Origin of the sequence: Leifsonia sp. EB34 (assembly GCF_041260585.1) — a bacterium.
In the GTDB taxonomy this organism is placed as follows: Bacteria; Actinomycetota; Actinomycetes; order Actinomycetales; family Microbacteriaceae; genus Leifsonia.
In genome coordinates, this window is the sequence record NZ_JBGCCV010000001.1 from 694,721 (window position 1) to 711,508 (window position 16,788).

Annotated in this window: 16 protein-coding genes; 10 read left to right on the top strand and 6 right to left on the bottom strand. The window is 70.0% G+C overall.

Going from position 1 to position 16,788, the window contains the following annotated elements:
• Nucleotides 1-2 precede the first annotated feature (2 nt).
• From ABIA36_RS03325 to ABIA36_RS03340, 4 genes are all read left to right on the top strand, one after another.
• A complete protein-coding gene (locus ABIA36_RS03325) occupies nt 3-842 on the top strand; it encodes an exodeoxyribonuclease III (RefSeq protein ID WP_369960847.1) in 840 nt (279 codons plus the stop codon).
• A gap of 35 nt (nt 843-877) precedes the next feature.
• Nucleotides 878-1,888: a tryptophan--tRNA ligase gene (gene trpS / locus ABIA36_RS03330; protein WP_369960848.1), complete on the top strand. Its 1,011-nt coding sequence runs from the start codon at nt 878-880 to the stop codon at nt 1,886-1,888.
• Between the two features lie 82 nt (nt 1,889-1,970).
• Entirely contained in the window at nt 1,971-2,705 is a 735-nt protein-coding gene (locus ABIA36_RS03335; RefSeq protein WP_369960849.1) for an HAD family hydrolase, read from the top strand.
• 57 nt (nt 2,706-2,762) lie between these two features.
• Complete coding sequence (locus ABIA36_RS03340) at nt 2,763-3,320, top strand: hypothetical protein (RefSeq protein ID WP_369960851.1); 558 nt, start codon at nt 2,763-2,765, stop codon at nt 3,318-3,320.
• Nucleotide 3,321: 1 nt separating this feature from the next.
• Here ABIA36_RS03340 and ABIA36_RS03345 read toward each other — a convergent pair whose 3' ends face one another.
• The 4 genes from ABIA36_RS03345 to ABIA36_RS03360 all read right to left on the bottom strand — a co-directional run bounded on the left by ABIA36_RS03345 (nt 3,322) and on the right by ABIA36_RS03360 (nt 9,008).
• Nucleotides 3,322-4,620, bottom strand: coding sequence for an LCP family protein (locus ABIA36_RS03345; RefSeq protein WP_369960852.1), 1,299 nt, complete (start codon nt 4,618-4,620; stop codon nt 3,322-3,324).
• Nucleotides 4,621-4,772: 152 nt separating this feature from the next.
• Nucleotides 4,773-6,287, bottom strand: coding sequence for a glycerol kinase GlpK (gene glpK, locus ABIA36_RS03350; protein ID WP_369960853.1), 1,515 nt, complete (start codon nt 6,285-6,287; stop codon nt 4,773-4,775).
• Between the two features lie 71 nt (nt 6,288-6,358).
• Complete coding sequence (locus tag ABIA36_RS03355; protein ID WP_369960854.1) at nt 6,359-7,138, bottom strand: MIP/aquaporin family protein; 780 nt, start codon at nt 7,136-7,138, stop codon at nt 6,359-6,361.
• 130 nt (nt 7,139-7,268) lie between these two features.
• Nucleotides 7,269-9,008 carry an FAD-dependent oxidoreductase gene (locus ABIA36_RS03360; protein ID WP_369960855.1) on the bottom strand — a complete coding sequence of 580 codons (1,740 nt, stop codon included), beginning with the start codon at nt 9,006-9,008 and terminating at the stop codon, nt 7,269-7,271.
• 147 nt (nt 9,009-9,155) lie between these two features.
• Between ABIA36_RS03360 and ABIA36_RS03365 the strand changes: the two genes are divergently transcribed.
• Nucleotides 9,156-10,169, top strand: coding sequence for a sugar-binding transcriptional regulator (locus tag ABIA36_RS03365; protein WP_369960856.1), 1,014 nt, complete (start codon nt 9,156-9,158; stop codon nt 10,167-10,169).
• 57 nt (nt 10,170-10,226) lie between these two features.
• Here the strand turns inward: ABIA36_RS03365 and ABIA36_RS03370 are convergent, their stop codons facing one another.
• The gene (locus ABIA36_RS03370; protein WP_369960857.1) at nt 10,227-10,787 is read right to left on the bottom strand and encodes a hypothetical protein; all 561 of its coding nucleotides are present in this window, start codon (nt 10,785-10,787) and stop codon (nt 10,227-10,229) included.
• 442 nt (nt 10,788-11,229) lie between these two features.
• On the opposite strand from ABIA36_RS03370, the gene ribD reads away from it, so the two are divergent.
• The 4 genes from ribD to ribH are packed head-to-tail and all read left to right on the top strand — an operon-like array spanning nt 11,230 to nt 14,724.
• Nucleotides 11,230-12,237 (top strand): bifunctional diaminohydroxyphosphoribosylaminopyrimidine deaminase/5-amino-6-(5-phosphoribosylamino)uracil reductase RibD, encoded by a 1,008-nt coding sequence (ribD, locus tag ABIA36_RS03375; protein ID WP_369960858.1) that lies wholly within the window; start codon nt 11,230-11,232, stop codon nt 12,235-12,237.
• Between the two features lie 2 nt (nt 12,238-12,239).
• A complete protein-coding gene (locus ABIA36_RS03380; RefSeq protein ID WP_369962068.1) occupies nt 12,240-12,968 on the top strand; it encodes a riboflavin synthase in 729 nt (242 codons plus the stop codon).
• The gene (ribA, locus tag ABIA36_RS03385) at nt 12,965-14,251 is read left to right on the top strand and encodes a GTP cyclohydrolase II (protein ID WP_369960859.1); all 1,287 of its coding nucleotides are present in this window, start codon (nt 12,965-12,967) and stop codon (nt 14,249-14,251) included. The genes ABIA36_RS03380 and ribA overlap by 4 nt, the downstream gene beginning before the upstream one ends.
• Nucleotides 14,248-14,724 (top strand): 6,7-dimethyl-8-ribityllumazine synthase, encoded by a 477-nt coding sequence (gene ribH, locus ABIA36_RS03390; protein ID WP_369960860.1) that lies wholly within the window; start codon nt 14,248-14,250, stop codon nt 14,722-14,724. Before ribA ends, ribH begins: the two co-directional genes overlap by 4 nt.
• A gap of 19 nt (nt 14,725-14,743) precedes the next feature.
• Here ribH and ABIA36_RS03395 read toward each other — a convergent pair whose 3' ends face one another.
• The gene (locus ABIA36_RS03395) at nt 14,744-15,223 is read right to left on the bottom strand and encodes a DUF2269 family protein (protein ID WP_369960861.1); all 480 of its coding nucleotides are present in this window, start codon (nt 15,221-15,223) and stop codon (nt 14,744-14,746) included.
• 170 nt (nt 15,224-15,393) lie between these two features.
• Between ABIA36_RS03395 and ABIA36_RS03400 the strand changes: the two genes are divergently transcribed.
• Nucleotides 15,394-16,788, top strand: a complete 1,395-nt coding sequence (locus ABIA36_RS03400) for an MFS transporter (protein ID WP_369960862.1) — start codon at nt 15,394-15,396, stop codon at nt 16,786-16,788.

The following is a 16,788-nucleotide window of genomic DNA, read 5'->3' on the forward strand; positions in this document are numbered from 1 at the left end:
GCATGCCCTCGAACCCCCTGCGCATCGCGACGGTCAACGTCAACGGCATCCGGGCCGCCTACCGCAAGGGCATGGGCGCGTGGCTCGACACCAGGGGCGTCGACATCCTCGCACTGCAGGAGGTGCGCGCCTCCAGCGAAGACCTCCAGGGCCTCCTCGGCGACGAGTGGGACATCGTGCACGACCCCGCAACGGCCAAGGGCCGCGCGGGCGTAGCGATCGCCAGCCGGCATCCTCGGGCGGAGATCCACCGCGTCGAGCTCGGCGCGCCCGACTTCGACAGCGCGGGCCGCTGGCTGGAGGCCGACTACGAGGTCGGCGGCAGCATCGTCACCGTTGTCAGCGCCTACGTGCACTCCGGCGAGGCCGGCACCGAGAAGCAGGACGCCAAGTACGCCTTCCTCGACGCGATGGAGGCCCGCCTCCCCCAGCTCGTGAAGCACAGCGAGTACGGGGTGGTCCTGGGCGACCTCAACGTGGGCCACCGCAAGCTCGACATCCGCAACTGGAAGGGCAACGTCAAGAAGGCGGGCTTCCTCCCGGAGGAGCGCGCCTACTTCGACCGCATCCTGGGCGCGGAGGACGACCCGCGCTACAACGACGGGGCCGGGCTCGGCTGGGTCGACGTGGGCCGCAAGGCCGTCGGCGAGGTCGACGGCCCGTACACCTGGTGGTCGTGGCGCGGGCAGGCCTTCGACAACGACACCGGCTGGCGGATCGACTACCAGCTCGCCTCCCCGGCGCTGGCGGCGACGGTGAAGAACTACGCGGTGGACCGTGCGGCCGCCTACGACGAGCGATGGTCGGACCACACCCCCGTGGTCGTCGACTACGCCCTCTAGTATCCGCACCCCTCTCCTACTTCGAAAGCAGTGACATGAGCACACTCCCCCGCCTGTACTCCGGCATGCAGCCGTCGGCGGACTCCCTCCACCTCGGCAACTACGTCGGCGCCCTCCTGCAGTGGAAAGACCTGCAGAGCACCCACGACGCGTTCTTCTCCGTGGTCGACCTGCACGCGATCACCGTCGCACAGGACCCGGCGGAGCTGCGCGAGAAGACCCGGCGCACGGCCGCGCAGTACATCGCCGCGGGCATCGACCCGTCGGCCTCCACGCTGTACGTGCAGTCGCACGTGCCCGCGCACGCGCAGCTCGCCTGGGTGCTGAACACGATCACGGGGTTCGGCGAGGCTTCCCGGATGACGCAGTTCAAGGACAAGTCGGCCAAGCAGGGCACGGACGCGACCTCGGTCGGGCTGTTCGCGTACCCGGTGCTGATGGCCGCGGACATCCTGCTGTTCGACTCCGAGGTGGTGCCGGTCGGCGACGACCAGCGCCAGCACGTCGAGCTGACCCGCGACCTGGCCGAGCGGTTCAACAGCCGGTTCGGCGAGACGTTCGTGGTGCCGCAGGCGATGATCCTCAAGGACGGCGCGCGCATCTACGACCTCCAGAACCCGGAGTCGAAGATGTCCAAGTCCGCCGAGTCGGGCGCCGGCATCGTCTGGATGCTGGACGAGCCGGACGTGACGCGCAAGAAGATCATGCGCGCCGTGACCGACACCGACGGCGTCGTGTCGTTCGACCGCGCGGGCAAGCCGGGCATCTCCAACCTGCTCAGCATCTACTCGGCGCTCTCGGGCCGTGCCGTGGCCGACATCGAGCTCGAGTACGACGGCAAGGGCTACGGCGACTTCAAGAAGGGCCTCGTGGAGATCGTCGTGGAGACGTTCGGCCCGATCCGCGAGCGCGCGCTCGACCTGCTCTCCGACCCGGCCGAGCTGGACCGCATCCTCGCGGGCAACGCCGCACGCGCCAGCGAGGTGGCCGAGCGGACCCTGGCGAAGGCCTACAACGCGGTCGGCCTGCTGCGACGGGCGCACTGATGGCGCCGGCGCCGGTGGAGCTGACGGGCGGCCCCGTCCTCCTCTCGGCGCCAGTGGAGGCCGCCTTCGCGCAGGCGACGCGATGACCGGTCCCCGCGTCGTGCTCTTCGACCTCGACGACACTCTCTTCGCGCACCGCGCCGCGGTGTCGGCCGGCATCCAGCGCTACGCGGGCCGGCTCGGCGAACCGTACGGCACGATGGAGGCGGTCGACCTGACCGCGCTCTGGCACGACCTGGAGGAGGAGCACTACCACTCCTACCTCGCGGGCCGGCTCGACTTCGAGGGGCAGCGCCAGGCGCGCGCCCGCGACTTCGCCGCCCGGCACGGCGTCGAGCTGAGCGACACCGAGGCGAGCGCCTGGTTCGCGGACTACTTCGAGCACTACGTCGCCGCCTGGTCGCTCCACGACGACGCCCTCCCCTGCCTGGACGCGCTGCAGGCGGCGTTCCCCGGCGTGCGGTTCGGGCTCATCACCAACGGCGACCTGGCCTTCCAGGGACGCAAGGTGGCGGCCGTCGGCCTCGACACCCGCATGGAGCACCTGATCGCCTCCGGCGAGGTCGGCGTGGCCAAGCCGGACGCGCGCATCTTCGAGCACGCCTGCGCGGTGTTCGGGGTGCGGCCGTCCGAGGCGGTGTACGTCGGCGACCGCTTACGGACCGACGCGATCGGCGCGGCGCGGGCCGGGTTGACGGGGGTGTGGCTGAACCGGCGCGGGGATGTGCCGTCGGACGGTGACGCGACGGAGGCCGCGGAGGTGGGTGTGATCGAGGTCAGCGGGCTTGACGACCTGGTCGGGGCCCTGAGCCGCTGATCCGCGTCGCGCGCTCAATGCGGTTGCGCACCGCAACGGCCCGTTAGAGTTGCGCCCATGATCGAGTCCGCCGACACCGTCGCCCGCAGCCGTCTCCGGTCGGGCGAGCACCTGCTCTGGTCCGGGCGACCGGACACCGGCCGGCTGTTCAACCGGTCCGACATCTTCTTGGTCCCGTTCGGACTCTTCTACCTCGGATTCTCGATCTTCTGGACGGTCACCGCCGCCCGGTCCGGCGGCTTCTTCAGCCTGTTCGGACTCCTGTTCGTGACGGTCGGCGTCTACTTCGTCTTCCTGCGATTCTTGGTCAAGCGCTATCGGCAGCTCCACTCGACCTACGCGGTCACCGATCGGCGGGCGTTCGCCGTGGTCGGCCGCAAGCTGATCGAGACGCCGATCGCCAGTGACAGGACGACCACCTGGACCGGCGACAGCCACGTCAGCATCATGTGGACGGCCTCGGTGGGCATCGGGGGCTTCTCGCGGGGCCAGGTCCCGCTGAACAGCGGCCTCGACGGCATCCTCTCACCGCTGCCGATGGCCTTCTTCGACGTCCCGGAGCCCGCGGCACTGATGGCCGCGCTCGACCGGGCGGCCACCCACACGACGACCTGACTCAGTTGCCCTTTGTGCAGGTCTGCTGCGCGGCCGTCTGACCGGTGACGTTCGACGGCAGGCTGACCGCGGAGGAGGTCGGGGCCGGGGTGCTCCCCGTCGCCGTGCTGCCGCTCGCGGGGCCGGCGGTCGCGCTCGGCGCCGAAGTCGCGGCGGCGGTGGGCGCCGTCGACGGCGATGCCGTCGGCGTCGGCGTCGCCGAGACCGTCCCGTTTCCGGTCGTCCCGGTGAGCTGCACCGGAGTGTCCGTCGCCAGCGCCTGCTTGAGCGCGTCCACGCCGGTCGGCTCCGGGACGACCCGGTTGACGTTGTCGGGGTCGGTCATCGCCGGGTACTGGAGGAAGACGAAGTCGCTCAGCGGGACGCTCTTCAGCGCCAGCCCGATGGACACGAGGGTGGTCGGGGAGTCCAGCGTGTCGGAGAGCGTGAGGTTCGAGGTCGCGGCCTTGGCCAGCGTGAACAGCGTCAGCGGGTTGGCCAGCACGCCTGCGCTCGTCACCTTGCGCAGCATCGACGACAGGAAGAGCTGCTGGTTGCTGATCCGGCCGAGGTCGCTGCCGTCGCCGACTCCGTGCCGGCTGCGGACGAAGGCGAGCGCCTGGCTGCCGACGAGAGTCTGCTGCCCCGCCGGCAGGTTGAGCCCGACGTACGGGTCGGTGAGCGGCGTCGCGAGGCAGACGGTGACGCCGCCGACGGCGTCGGACATCGCCGAGACGCCGTCGAAGCTGATCTCCGCCGCGTACGGGATGCTGAGGCCGGTGAGCGCCTCCGCCGTGAGCACGACGCACGACAGGCCGCCGGTCGACAGCGTCGTGTTGAACTGCGCGCTGTCCTGCGGCGACGTGGAGCCGCCTCCGGAGGTCGGGCAGGACGGAATGGGCACCATCAGGTCGCGCGGGATGCTGATGACCGTCGCGTGCTGGTGGTCCGCCGACAGGTGCAGGACCATCGTGACGTCGTTGTTGCCGGCTCCCGAGCTCCCGGCGAGCTCCTGCGCCGAGGAGAACTGGCCGCCCTGGCCGGTGCGGGTGTCGGTTCCGGCGAGGAGGATGTTGACCGCACCGGACTCCACGCTGACGCTGGGCGCGGCGACGGCCTTGCCCGCCGCGGAGACCAGGTGCACGGAGGGCTTCAGGGAGCGGACGGTGTCCTGCACCGCATACGCTGCGATGGCCCCGGCCGAGATGACGGCGACGGCGACGATTTCGGCCAGCAGTCGCGCGACCGGCCCACGGGCGCGACGGACCGGCAGGCGGCCGTGCCGCACCGGGGCCGGTCGCTCGACCGTGGAATGCCTCATCCTTCGAAGTTAGGGGAGCAATCTGCGCGAAAGCTTTCTCGCGGATGAGGAATCTGCAAGGTTCCTCATCGGCGAGAAGCACACGACGCGCACACGACGCACGAGCGCCGCCCGGCGGGAGCCGGACGGCGCTCGGTGGCATCGCGCAGGGACTACTGCACGTCCTCGTCGACCCAGTCGAAGGTCTTCGTGACGGCCTTCTTCCAGAGCCGGATCTGACGGTCGCGCTCGGCGGCGTCCATCTTCGGCTCCCAGCGGCGGTCCTCCTGCCAGTTCTTGCGGAGGTCGTCCAGGTTCTCCCAGAAGCCCACCGCGAGACCGGCCGCGTAGGCGGCACCGAGGGCGGTGGTCTCCGCGACGACCGGGCGGACGACCGGCACACCGAGGATGTCGGCCTGGAACTGCATGAGGGTGTTGTTGGCGATCATGCCGCCGTCCACCTTCAGCTCGGTCAGGTCCACACCGGAGTCGGCGTTGACCGCGTCCAGCACCTCGCGGGTCTGGAAGGCCGTGGCCTCCAGTGCCGCGCGGGCGATGTGGCCCTTGTTCACGTAGCGCGTGAGGCCCACCAGGGCACCGCGCGCATCCGACCGCCAGTACGGCGCGAACAGACCAGAGAACGCCGGCACGAAGTACGCGCCGCCGTTGTCCTCGACGGTCTTCGCCAGGTCCTCGATCTCGGGGGCGCTGGAGATGAGGCCGAGGTTGTCGCGCAGCCACTGCACCAGCGAACCGGTGACGGCGATCGAGCCCTCCAGGGCGTAGTGCGGCTTGTCGTCGCCCAGCTTGTAGCCGAGCGTCGTCAGCAGGCCGTTCTTGGAGTGGACGATCTCCTCACCCGTGTTGAAGATGAGGAAGTTGCCGGTGCCGTAGGTGTTCTTGGACTCGCCCGGATCGAACGCCGCCTGGCCGAACGTGGCCGCCTGCTGGTCGCCGAGGATGCCCGCGACGGGCACCTCGCGCAGCAGGCTGGAGGACTCGACCGTGCCGTAGACCTCGGACGAAGCCTTGATCTCCGGGAGCATCGACCGCGGCACGCTGAACACCTCGAGGATGTCGTCGCGCCAGGTGAGGGTCTCCAGGTCCATGAACATGGTGCGGGAGGCGTTGGTCACGTCGGTGGCGTGCACGCCGCCGTCGGGGCCGCCGGTGAGGTTCCAGAGCACCCACGCGTCGGTGTTGCCGAACAGCAGGTCGCCGCGCTCGGCGCGCTCGCGGGCGCCCTCCACGTTCTCGAGGATCCAGGCGATCTTCGTGCCGGAGAAGTAGGTCGCCAGCGGGAGGCCGACGATCTGCTTGAACCGCTCGACGCCGCCGTCCGCTGCAAGGCGGTCGACGATCGGCTGGGTGCGGGTGTCCTGCCAGACGATGGCGTTGTAGACGGGCTCGCCGGTGTTCTTGTCCCACACCACCGCGGTCTCGCGCTGGTTCGTGATGCCCACCGCCGCGATGTCGTGTCGGGTGAGGTCCGCCTTCGAGAGGGCCTGGCCGATCACTTCGCGGGTGTTGTTCCAGATCTCCTTCGGGTCGTGCTCGACCCAGCCGGCGCGCGGGAAGATCTGCTCGTGCTCGAGCTGTCCGGTCGAGACGATCGACCCGGACTTGTCGAAGATGATCGCCCGGGTGCTGGTGGTGCCCTGGTCGATGGCGACGACGTAGTCGGCCATAGGTAACTCCTTTGTTAGGTGGTGGGACTGAAGAGGGCCGGTCGGGGTCTCCCCCGGCCGGCCCCCGGGTGTTACTTGGTGAGGATCGGAAGCAGCAGCAGCGCCAGCCAGCCGGCGAGCAGACCGCCGATGATCGGACCGACGACCGGGATCCAGGAGTAGGACCAGTCGCTGGTGCCCTTGCCGCGGATGGGCAGGACGGCGTGCGCGATGCGCGGACCGAGGTCACGTGCCGGGTTGATCGCGTACCCGGTCGGACCACCGAGGCTGGCGCCGATGCCGACCACCAGGAGGGCGACGGGCAGTGCGCCGAGGGCGGCGAGACCGGCAGCGGTGCCGGGCTGGTGACCGAAGGCGATCACGACGAACACCAGCACGAAGGTGCCGATGATCTCGGTGACGAGGTTCCAGGCGTAGCTGCGGATCGCAGGGCCGGTGGAGAAGACGCCGAGCTTGTTACCCGGGTCCGGCTCCTCGTCGAAGTGCTTCTTGTACGCCAGGAACGTCAGGCAGGCGCCGATGAACGCACCGACGAGCTGAGCGAGGATGTACAAGAGGACGGTGACGAAGTTGACCGGCACCAGTGTGTGCGCGGCGGCGCTTCCGAAGGCCTTGGCTCCGTTGGCGACCAGGCCGAGCGTCACGGCGGGGTTCAGGTGCGCGCCCGAGTTGTAGGCGACGTTGACACCCGCGAAGACCGCGATGCCCCAGCCGAAGTTCACCAAGAGGAACCCGCCGTTGAAGCCCTTGTTCTTGATCAGGGCGACGTTCGCGACGACACCAGTACCGAGAAGCACCAGCATTGCCGTTCCGCACAACTCTGACAGGAAATCAATACCGATATTGTCCACGTTGACCTTCCAGTTGTTCAGTTGACCCGCACCCTGTCGTGCGATGGTGTGGCTCTCGCCAGGGTGGGCCTTTGAACGCTATTGCGGTCGGGTCCGCCCGGGCAAGGACCGTTCTATGCACGTTCGTGCATTATCGGAGCGCCGCGGCTTCGCTCCCGTCCCCCGACGTCAGGTTCACCCGGTGGGCGGTCGCCAGTTCCGCTTGGAACGCATCTTCCTCCTCCGACCGACGGTTTGGCGACCATCCGAGGGCGTTTGCGACGATTTCGCCGATCTCGCGGACCAGCGGGATCGAGACCGATCCGGTGAACGCGAGGCTCGTGCGACGCAGGAAGACATCCGACAGGTGGGCCACCCGCTCGGTGCGCACGAGGTGGTCGACCTCGGCGCGGGAGTACTCGGGCGCGGCGGCGAGCGGCGCGTCCTCGCCGTCCCAGCCGGCGATGGCGTCGATGACGGACGCGGCCTTGGTGCCGTAGCGGTGCAGCAGCACGCTGGCGCGGGCGGCGCCCACGTCGGCGCCGTAGCGGGCCACCCAGTCCCGCTCGGCCTGCGGCGTGGCCGGGAACGCGGCGCCGCCCCCGATCGGGAGGCCGAGCGTGGCGACGGTGCGCGTCATCCCCAGGGCCGCCAGCGTCTCGTTCGCGAGGTGCTCGCTGAGGGCGCGGAACGTCGTCCACTTGCCGCCGACGAGGCTGAGCACGGTGGTGTCGCCGAGCCCGGCGATCGTGCCGGGCACGATCCGGTAGTCGCGGGAGACGAAGCCGGGGGCGGTGTCGTCGTGGTGCGGCAGCGGACGGACGCCGGAGAACGTGTAGACGATCTGCTCGCGGGTGACCGGGATCGTTGGGAAAACGTGCGAGACCAGCTCGATGAAGTAGTCGATCTCCTCCTCGGTGCACACCGCGGGCGCCGACATGTCCGCTTCGAGGTCGGTGGTGCCGACCATGACCCGGCCCTTGAGCGGGTAGATGAGGACGATGCGGCCGTCGTTGTTCTCGAAGAAGATCTCCCGGCCGGCGCAGGCCTCCAGAAGCTCGGGGCTGTCGAGGACGATGTGCGAGCCCTTCGTGCCGCCCATGAACTGCGTCGCCCGGCCGAGGGCCGCGTTGGTGAGGTCCGTCCAGGGGCCGGAGGCGTTGACGACGACGTCGGCGGTGAGGGTGAACTCGTCGCCGGTCTCCCGGTCGCGGACGAGCACCCCGCCGTTCTGCGCGCCGACGGCCTCCAGGTAGTTCGCCGCCCGGGCGTGCGGGCCGGCGGCGAGACCGTCGGCGAGGACGTCGAGCGCGAGCCGCTCCGGGTCGTGCACCGAGGCGTCGAAGTAGGTGGCCGTGTATTTCAGGCCCGGGTTCAGCTTCGGGAGGGTCTCCAGCGACTTCCGGCGGCCGTGGAAGCTGTGCCGCGGCACAGAGCCGCCCTCGCGCGAGAACGTGTCGTAGATCGTCAGGCCGGTCTTGATCAGGAAGGCCCCGCGCTCCTTCGGCGTGCCCTGCTTGTGGGTGAGGAAGCGCAGCGGTGCGGCGAGGATGCCGGAGAAGGTGGAGTAGATCGGGATGGTGGTCTGCAGCGGCTTGACGTAGTGCGGCGCGATCTTCAGCAGGCCGTTGCGCTCGGTCACCGACTCCTTGACCAGCCGGAACTCGCCGTTCTCCAGGTAGCGGATGCCGCCGTGGATCATGTGGCTGGAGGCCGCCGAGGCGCCGGACACGAAGTCGTTGCGCTCCACGAGCACGACGTCGACGCCCTGCAGGGCGAGGTCGCGGAAGGTGCCGAGTCCGTTGATGCCGCCGCCGACGATGACGACCTGGGCGTGCGGGCGGTCGCGGAGCTGCTGGACCTCGGGGCGGACATTCGACTGCGTCGTCACGGTGACTCCTGGTGCTTCTACTGAACAGCGGTGGGTTTCGCTATAGTCTTCGATGCCGGCACAACTTCGATCAAGCCGGATGCACATACGTGCAGCGCCATCCCGAACACCCGGCAGCAGTACCCGACACCAGAAGGCGGTCCCCGAATGTCCGCACCCGACACCCAGAACCTCCCCGAGAAGGTCCGCGACGCCCTCAAGGCGGGGCACCTGTACTACATGCAGGACCTGACGATGGAGGCCATCGCTCACGAGATGCACACCTCGCGCTCCAGCGTCTCGCGGCTCCTCTCCTATGCGCGCGCGTCCGGGCTGGTCACCATCCAGATCGCCCAGCCGCACGAAGCCGCCACCCGCGTGCAGCAGGAGCTGCACGCCCGCTACGGGATCGGCGCGCACATCGTCCCGATGCCGAGCGCGATCAGCGACGTCGACCGGCTGGAACGCGTCGCCATCTCGGCTGCACGGATTCTCGACCGCTTCATCGACTCGAACATGACGGTCGGGGTCGCCTGGGGCTCGACGATGAGCGCCCTGAGCCGGCACCTCATCCCGAAGGACCTGCACAACGTGGAGTTCGTGCAGCTCAACGGCGCGGGCAACACCTACACGACCGGCGTGCTGTACGCGTCGGAGATCCTGCGCCGGTTCGGCGACACCTACGCCGGGACGATCCAGGAGTTCCCGGTCCCGGCGCTGTTCGACGACCCGCAGACCAAGCAGGCCATGTGGCGGGAGCGCAGCACCCGGCGCATCCTCGACATCCAGGAGCGGATGGACGTGGCGCTGTTCGGCCTCGGCTCGCCGTTCTCCGAGGTGCGCTCGCACGTCTACGCCGGCGGCTACCTCGACCCGGAGGACTACGCGTCGCTGGACGCCTCCGGGGTCGTCGGCGACGTGGCGACCGTGTTCTTCCGCGAGGACGGCAGCCACCACGGCATCCCGCTGAACGAGCGGGCCAGCGGGCCGGACATCGACCTCATCAAGCGGGTGCCGCGCCGGGTGTGCATCGTCTCGGGGCCGTCGAAGGTGCACAGCCTGCGTGGGGCGCTGGCGGCGGGGCTGATCACGGACTTGATCGTGGACGAGGGGACGGCGCGGGCGCTGGCGGATTTCGGCGAGGCGGTGGAAGCCACGGACACGATCGAGCACGCCGCTTGAGGGCGAAGGGCACGTAAACGCCCCTTCCCGCGGGTTTTAGGGGCGTTTAAGTGCCCCTCAATCCCGCCCGAACGAGCGAAGCGTCTCGGAGTAGCCGGCCTCGTCGCGGCGGGTGACAGTCGACACCAGCAGGGTCGCTGGGGAGAGCTTTCGCCAATACCCTCCGGCGAGAGGGAGCTCGATGATGACCCGTAGCCCTGACTGCCAGGCAATGCGGACATCCCCGACGATCGACCTCTCCGCATTGTAGAAAGCGAGACCTTCTCGCCACGAACGCACGCCCTCTCCCGCATCGAGACCGAGCTCAGCCGCGAACGGTCCGATGTCGGGCGCGGCCCAGAGGTCCGGATTCTCCATCATCGCGAACGGGTCGATCTCCTGAAGGCGCCGCGAATGCTCGAGGCTTTCTTTCCAGAGCTTCTCCCAGGTCCCGACGAGTCGGTGATCATCCGAAGGAACCGGTTCGCCGGGAAGCGCGGCCCGCGGCAACGACGGCTCGGCGTTTCCCACCGCCATGTGGCGCAACCACAAGAGGTCGAGCAGGTTCGCACCGTCGGAGACGCGAATCGTCATGTCGTTCGGCCATTCATCGGCGCCGTTTCCGTCTTCGAACCGCATCGTTGCTCCTCACTGGCCGCGCGATATCGTCCATCATCAGTGAAATCTGAAACCCTAACTATCACCGAGCCTACAACTCCCCACCGACCTCCCTCTCGATGTCCCCATGTGTCCGGGAATAGTTCCCCCGTTCCGGCGTTGATCTACACTCGACAACAGAAGAACGTGCTCCGGGGTCGGTGAGAGTCCGAACCGGCGGTGATAGTCCGCGAGCGGGAGGCGAGAGCCCCCTGCTGAGCCGGTGGAATTCCGGCACCGACGGTAATGCGTGCAGGCGAGAGCCTGGGCGCTCAGTCCGGATGGGAGGCGCACGTCGGCGGTCCGTGTTTCCGACCGCCGCGAACGCGAGCTTTCGGCTCCAGCGACCCCGGCACCACGTCTCGACGGCAACGAGAGACAGGACGACGCCCGGATGACCCGGACTGGAGATTGGGAAGCGGCGATGCGCACCGCGCTGCGGCTCGCCGAGGGCGGCCCGGCCACCGGCGTGAACCCGCGCGTCGGCTGCGTGATCCTCGACGCCGAGGGGCGCACGATCGCGGAGGGCTTCCACCGCGGCGCCGGCACCGCGCACGCGGAGGTCGACGCGCTGAGCCGGCTGCCCGAGGGCGGCGCGCGCGGCGCGACGGCCGTGGTGACGCTCGAGCCGTGCAACCACTGGGGGCTCACCGGGCCGTGCTCGGAGGCGCTGATCGCCGCCGGGGTCGCCCGCGTGGTCTACGCGGTCGCCGACCCGGGCCGGCACTCGAGCGGAGGGGCCGAGCGGCTCCGGGAGGCCGGGGTCGAGGTGGTCGGCGGCGTGCTCGCGGACGAGGCGGAGCGCTTCCTCGGTGATTGGCTGACCGCCGCGCGCCTCGGCCGGCCGCACATCACCGTCAAATGGGCAAGCACGCTCGACGGCCGCACGGCCGCCGCCGACGGGACCAGCCGGTGGATCACCGGCGCCGCCGCCCGGCAGCGCGTGCACGAGCAGCGGGAGGCCTCCGACGCGATCGTCGTCGGCACCGGCACCGTGCTCGCCGACGACCCGAGCCTGACCGCGCGCGGCGACGCGGGCGAGCTGCTGGCGACGCAGCCGACGCCGGTCGTGGTCGGCACGCGCGCGGTGCCGAAGGACGCCGCGGTGTTCCGGCACCCGCACCCGGTGATCTTCGAGGGCACCCACGACCTCCACGAGGTGGTCGCGGACCTGCACCAGCGCGGTTTCCGCCGCGTCTACGTGGAGGGCGGCCCGACGCTCGCGAGCGCGTTCGTCGCGGCGGGGCTCGTGGACGAGTACGCCATCTACCTCGCGCCGTCGCTGCTCGGCGGCCCGAAGCTCGCGCTCGGCGACATCGGCGCGGAGACCATCGGCGACCAGCGCAAGCTGCGCATCCTCAACGTCGAGCGACTCGGCGGCGACCTCTACCTGCGGGCCGTGCCCGTCCCGACCATCCACCAGGAGGCGTGAGCGTGTTCACCGGAATCATCGAAGAGCTGGGCGAGGTCGTCGCCGTCGAGCGCGGCGCCGACGCGATGCGGATCACCGTGCGCGGCCCGCTCGCCGTCAGCGACGCCGGGCACGGGGACTCCATCTCGGTCAGCGGCGTCTGCCTCACCGTGGTCGACCAGGACGCCGAGACGTTCACGGCCGATGTGATGGCTCAGACGCTCGAGATGAGCACGCTCGACGACGTCGCACCGGGCCGGCGGGTGAACCTGGAGCGGGCGGCGCAGGTCGGCGACCGGCTGGGCGGACACATCGTCCAAGGCCACATCGACGGCACCGCGACCGTCCTCTCCCTCGAGGACGGCAGCGCCTGGCGCGTGGTCCGGCTGAGCCTCGACCCGGCGCACGCGCCGCTCGTCGCGCGCAAGGGCTCCATCGCGATCGACGGCGTCTCGCTCACCGTCAGCGACGTGGGCGGCGGCCGCGAGGACGGCTGGTTCGAGGTCTCGCTCATCCCCGAGACCCTCGCCGCCACCACGCTCGGCGACCGGGTGCCGGGCGACCGCGTGAACATCGAGACCGACATCCTCGCCCGGCACGTCGAGCGGATGCTCGCCCTCGAACCCGACCTCGCCGCCCGCTTCTCCCCCGAAACCCCGATCGACACGGGCAGCGCGGCCGGCACCAACACCGCGGCCGGCACCGACACCGCAGCCGCCACCCAGACGCTGACAGAACGGAGTGCGTCATGACGCTCGCCACCATCCCCCAGGCCCTCACCGAGCTGCGCGCCGGCCGGCCCGTCATCGTGGTCGACAACGAGAGCCGCGAGAACGAGGGCGACGTCGTCATCGCCGCCGAGTTCGCCAGCCAGGAGTGGATCGCCTGGACGGTGAAGAACTCCTCCGGCTTCATCTGCGCCCCGATGACGAACGAGATCGCCGACCGCCTCGAGCTGCCGGTGATGGTGGTCAACAACGAGGACGCCCGCGGCACCAACTACACCGTGAGCGTCGACGCCGCCGACCGCCTGTCCACCGGCATCAGCGCCGCCGACCGTGCGCACACCCTCCGCGTGCTCGCGGACGCGGAGTCCACGCCCGCGAGCCTGCACCGGCCCGGCCACATCATGCCGTTGCGCGCGGTGGACGGCGGCGTGCGGGAGCGCGACGGCCACACCGAGGCGGCGGTCGACCTGCTGAAGCTCGCCGGGCTGACCCCGGTCGGCGCGATCTCGGAGATCGTCGCCGACGACGGCGAGATGATGCGGCTGCCCGGCCTGCTGGAGCTCGGCGAGCGCGAAGGCGTCCTCGTGGTGACCATCGAGGCGCTGATCGCGTATCTGCAGGAGTTCCACTGCGACCAGCAGCTCGCCTCCCCCGCGCCCATCCCGGAGTCGTCGCGGGTGATCTTCGAGGTCGAGACGAGCGTCCCCACCACGAACGGCACGTTCCGGATGCGCGCCTACCGCGATCGGATGACCGGCGCGGACCACGTCGCCATCGTCTCCGGCACGCCCGCCGCGGAGGGCACGCTCGTGCGGGTGCACTCCGAATGCCTGACCGGCGAGGCGTTCGGCTCGCTCAAGTGCGAGTGCGGGCCGCAGCTCGACGCGGCGCTCGCCACCATCCAGCGCGAGGGCGGCGTCGTCGTCTACCTGCGCGGGCACGAGGGCCGCGGCATCGGCCTGATCAACAAGCTGCGCGCCTACAAGCTCCAGGAGGACGGCCTCGACACCCTCGACGCCAACCTGGCGCTGGGCCTGCCGATCGACGCCCGCGACTACGGCGCGGCGACCGCGATCCTGCAGGACCTCGGCGTCGAGTCGGTGCGCCTGCTGACCAACAACCCCGAGAAGGTGCGCCAGCTCGAGGAGCACGGGATCACGGTCGACGAGCGCGTGCCGCTCGTCGTCGGCGTCGGCGTGTTCAACGAGGGCTACCTGGAGACCAAGCGCGACCGCATGGGTCACGTGATCGACGAGATCGAATCGGACGACGAAGCCGCCGTCGCGGCGGAGAGGACAGCACGATGAGTGGAGCCGGAGCGCCCAACGCAGCCGAGGCCGTCGACGGGAGCGGCCTGCGGGTCGTCATCGTCGCCGGCACCTGGCACGAGCAGATCACCGACGGCCTGATCGCGGGCGCGACCCGCACCCTGGAGGCCGCTGGCGCGGACTACTCGCTCGTGCGCGTCCCGGGCAGCTTCGAGCTCCCGGTCGTCAGCAAGGCGGCGCTGGAGTCCGGCGCCGACGCGGTGGTCGCGCTCGGCGTGATCATCCGCGGCGGCACGCCGCACTTCGAGTACGTCTCCTCGGCCGCGACCGACGGCCTCACCCGGGTGGCGCTGGACACCGGCAAGCCGGTCGGCTTCGGCGTGCTCACGCTGGACGACGAGGCGCAGGGCATCGACCGCGCCGGCCTCCCCGGCTCCAAAGAGGACAAGGGCGAGGAGGCCGCACACGCGGCGCTCGTGACCGCGATCGCCCTGCGCGAGCTGCGCGGCTGACGGTCGGGGTATGGAAGCCCTACGGCTTCCACACCATCAGCACGACCACGGCGACCAGCAGCAGGCTGGCAACGCCGGAGCCGGCCGCGATCGCCGGGTACTTCGACGGCGCCGCCGTCGCGGCCTCGCCGGCCTGCGCGGCGCCGGCGGCCTGGAGGGACTCGGCGCGCTGGAGGGACTCGGCGGCGCGGCGCATGGTCGGCACGACGAGGAACAGCGTCAGGCCGAGCGCGACGACGTAGAGGACGATCGACCAGAGGATCCACGGCGTTGCGATGCTCAGGTCGTACTTCTTGTCCGCCAGCCCCATCACGCCGAAGCCGAAGAAGACCACCAGCACCGACAGCAGCGCGAGCAGGTTGGTCGACTTCGCGAGCACCGCCACCTGGCCGGCGTTGCCGGCCCGCACCGCGCGCATCGCCGTCATCGGCAGGATGGCCATCGGCCCCACGATGAACACAGCGGACACGACGTGCAGGACGGCGAAAAGGGTTTCCATGCCTCCAGCCTATCGAGCGGTCCGAGCGCTCCGATTCGGCCGGGCCGCGCGAGCGGCATAAGGTGAAAGGGACGCCACAAGCGTCCCGTTCCCCCTTCTCCGCCCGCGCGACGCCCGACCGACGCACACGCTCTGCGGCTCCTCGTCACGTCACCGGAAGTCCTACACGCATGTCAACGACGGCCTCCGTCACTTCTCCCGCCCCTGTCAACACCCGCGGTCGCGTCATCCTCGCGAGCCTCATCGGCACCTCGATCGAGTTCTACGACTTCTACGTCTACGCCACCGCCGCGGTGCTCGTCTTCCCGTCGCTGTTCTTCACCAGCGAGGACCCGACGGCCGCCCTGCTGTCGTCCTTCGCCGTGTTCGGCGTCGCGTTCATCGCCCGTCCGGTCGGCTCCATCCTGTTCGGCCACTTCGGCGACCGGATCGGCCGCAAGGGCACCCTCGTCGGCTCGCTGCTGACGATGGGCATCGCCACGGTGCTGATCGGCTGCCTCCCGACCGCGCACGTGCCCGGCTGGGAGTTCTGGGCGCCGTTCCTGCTCGTCGTCATGCGGTTCTGCCAGGGCCTCGGGCTCGGCGGCGAATGGAGCGGTGCGGCGCTGCTCGCCACCGAGAACGCACCCGCGGGCAAGCGGGCTATCTACGGGACGTTCCCGCAGCTCGGCGCGCCGATCGGCTTCATCGTCGCCAACCTGCTGTTCCTGGTGCTCAGCCTCTCGATCGACGCCGAGCAGTTCGCGGCGTGGGGCTGGCGGGTGCCGTTCCTGCTGAGCGCGGTGCTCGTCATCGTCGGCCTGTACGTGCGGCTGAAGCTGGTGGAGACGCCGGCCTTCCAGAAGGTCGTCGACACCGGCGAGGTGGCGAAGCTCCCGCTGGCGCGGGTGTTCCGCACGAGCTGGCGGCAGATCGTGCTCGGCACGTTCATCATGCTGGCGACCTACGTGCTGTTCTACCTGATGACGGCCTTCACCCTGACCTACGGGACGACCGCCGCGACCCCGGGGGCCGCCCAGGCCGCCGCAGAGAAGGCCGGCAAGACGTTCTCGGCCGCCGGGTTCGTGCCCGGCCTCGGCTACGCCCGCAACGAGTTCCTGGTCATGCTGATCATCGGTGTGGTGTTCTTCGGCGTCTTCACGCTGGTCGCAGGTCCGCTGGCCGAGCGCTTCGGCCGCCGCGCGACGCTGATCTGGGTGACCATCGGGATCATCGTCTTCGGCCTGCTGTTCGTGCCGCTGTTCGCCGGCGGCTTCGTCGGCACGATGGCGCTGCTCATCGTGGGCTTCACGCTCATGGGGCTCACCTTCGGGCCGATGGGTGCGGAGCTGCCCGAACTGTTCCCGACGAACGTCCGGTACACGGGCTCCGCCATCGCATACAACCTGGCCAGCGTGCTCGGCGCGGCGGTCGCGCCGACGATCGCGGTGTGGCTGTGGACGATCGGCGGCGGCAGCACGGTCTGGGTGGGTGTCTACCTCTCCGCGGCGGCCGCGCTGACGCTCGTCGCGCTGCTGCTGTCGAAGGAGACCCGCGATATCGAGTTCACCGAGAACGTGAGCTGA

Bases quoted from the DNA above. Each gene is read 5' to 3' on its own strand.
- ABIA36_RS03400 (WP_369960862.1), top strand. From the start codon at position 15,394: ATGTCAACGACGGCCTCCGTCACTTCTCCCGCCCCTGTCAACACCCGC.
- ABIA36_RS03395 (WP_369960861.1), bottom strand. From the start codon at position 15,223: ATGGAAACCCTTTTCGCCGTCCTGCACGTCGTGTCCGCTGTGTTCATC.
- ribH (WP_369960860.1), top strand. From the start codon at position 14,248: ATGAGTGGAGCCGGAGCGCCCAACGCAGCCGAGGCCGTCGACGGGAGC.
- ABIA36_RS03325 (WP_369960847.1), top strand. From the start codon at position 3: ATGCCCTCGAACCCCCTGCGCATCGCGACGGTCAACGTCAACGGCATC.
- glpK (WP_369960853.1), bottom strand. From the start codon at position 6,287: ATGGCCGACTACGTCGTCGCCATCGACCAGGGCACCACCAGCACCCGG.
- ABIA36_RS03345 (WP_369960852.1), bottom strand. From the start codon at position 4,620: ATGAGGCATTCCACGGTCGAGCGACCGGCCCCGGTGCGGCACGGCCGC.
- trpS (WP_369960848.1), top strand. From the start codon at position 878: ATGAGCACACTCCCCCGCCTGTACTCCGGCATGCAGCCGTCGGCGGAC.
- ABIA36_RS03370 (WP_369960857.1), bottom strand. From the start codon at position 10,787: ATGCGGTTCGAAGACGGAAACGGCGCCGATGAATGGCCGAACGACATG.
- ABIA36_RS03335 (WP_369960849.1), top strand. From the start codon at position 1,971: ATGACCGGTCCCCGCGTCGTGCTCTTCGACCTCGACGACACTCTCTTC.
- ribA (WP_369960859.1), top strand. From the start codon at position 12,965: ATGACGCTCGCCACCATCCCCCAGGCCCTCACCGAGCTGCGCGCCGGC.
- ribD (WP_369960858.1), top strand. From the start codon at position 11,230: ATGCGCACCGCGCTGCGGCTCGCCGAGGGCGGCCCGGCCACCGGCGTG.
- ABIA36_RS03340 (WP_369960851.1), top strand. From the start codon at position 2,763: ATGATCGAGTCCGCCGACACCGTCGCCCGCAGCCGTCTCCGGTCGGGC.
- ABIA36_RS03365 (WP_369960856.1), top strand. From the start codon at position 9,156: ATGTCCGCACCCGACACCCAGAACCTCCCCGAGAAGGTCCGCGACGCC.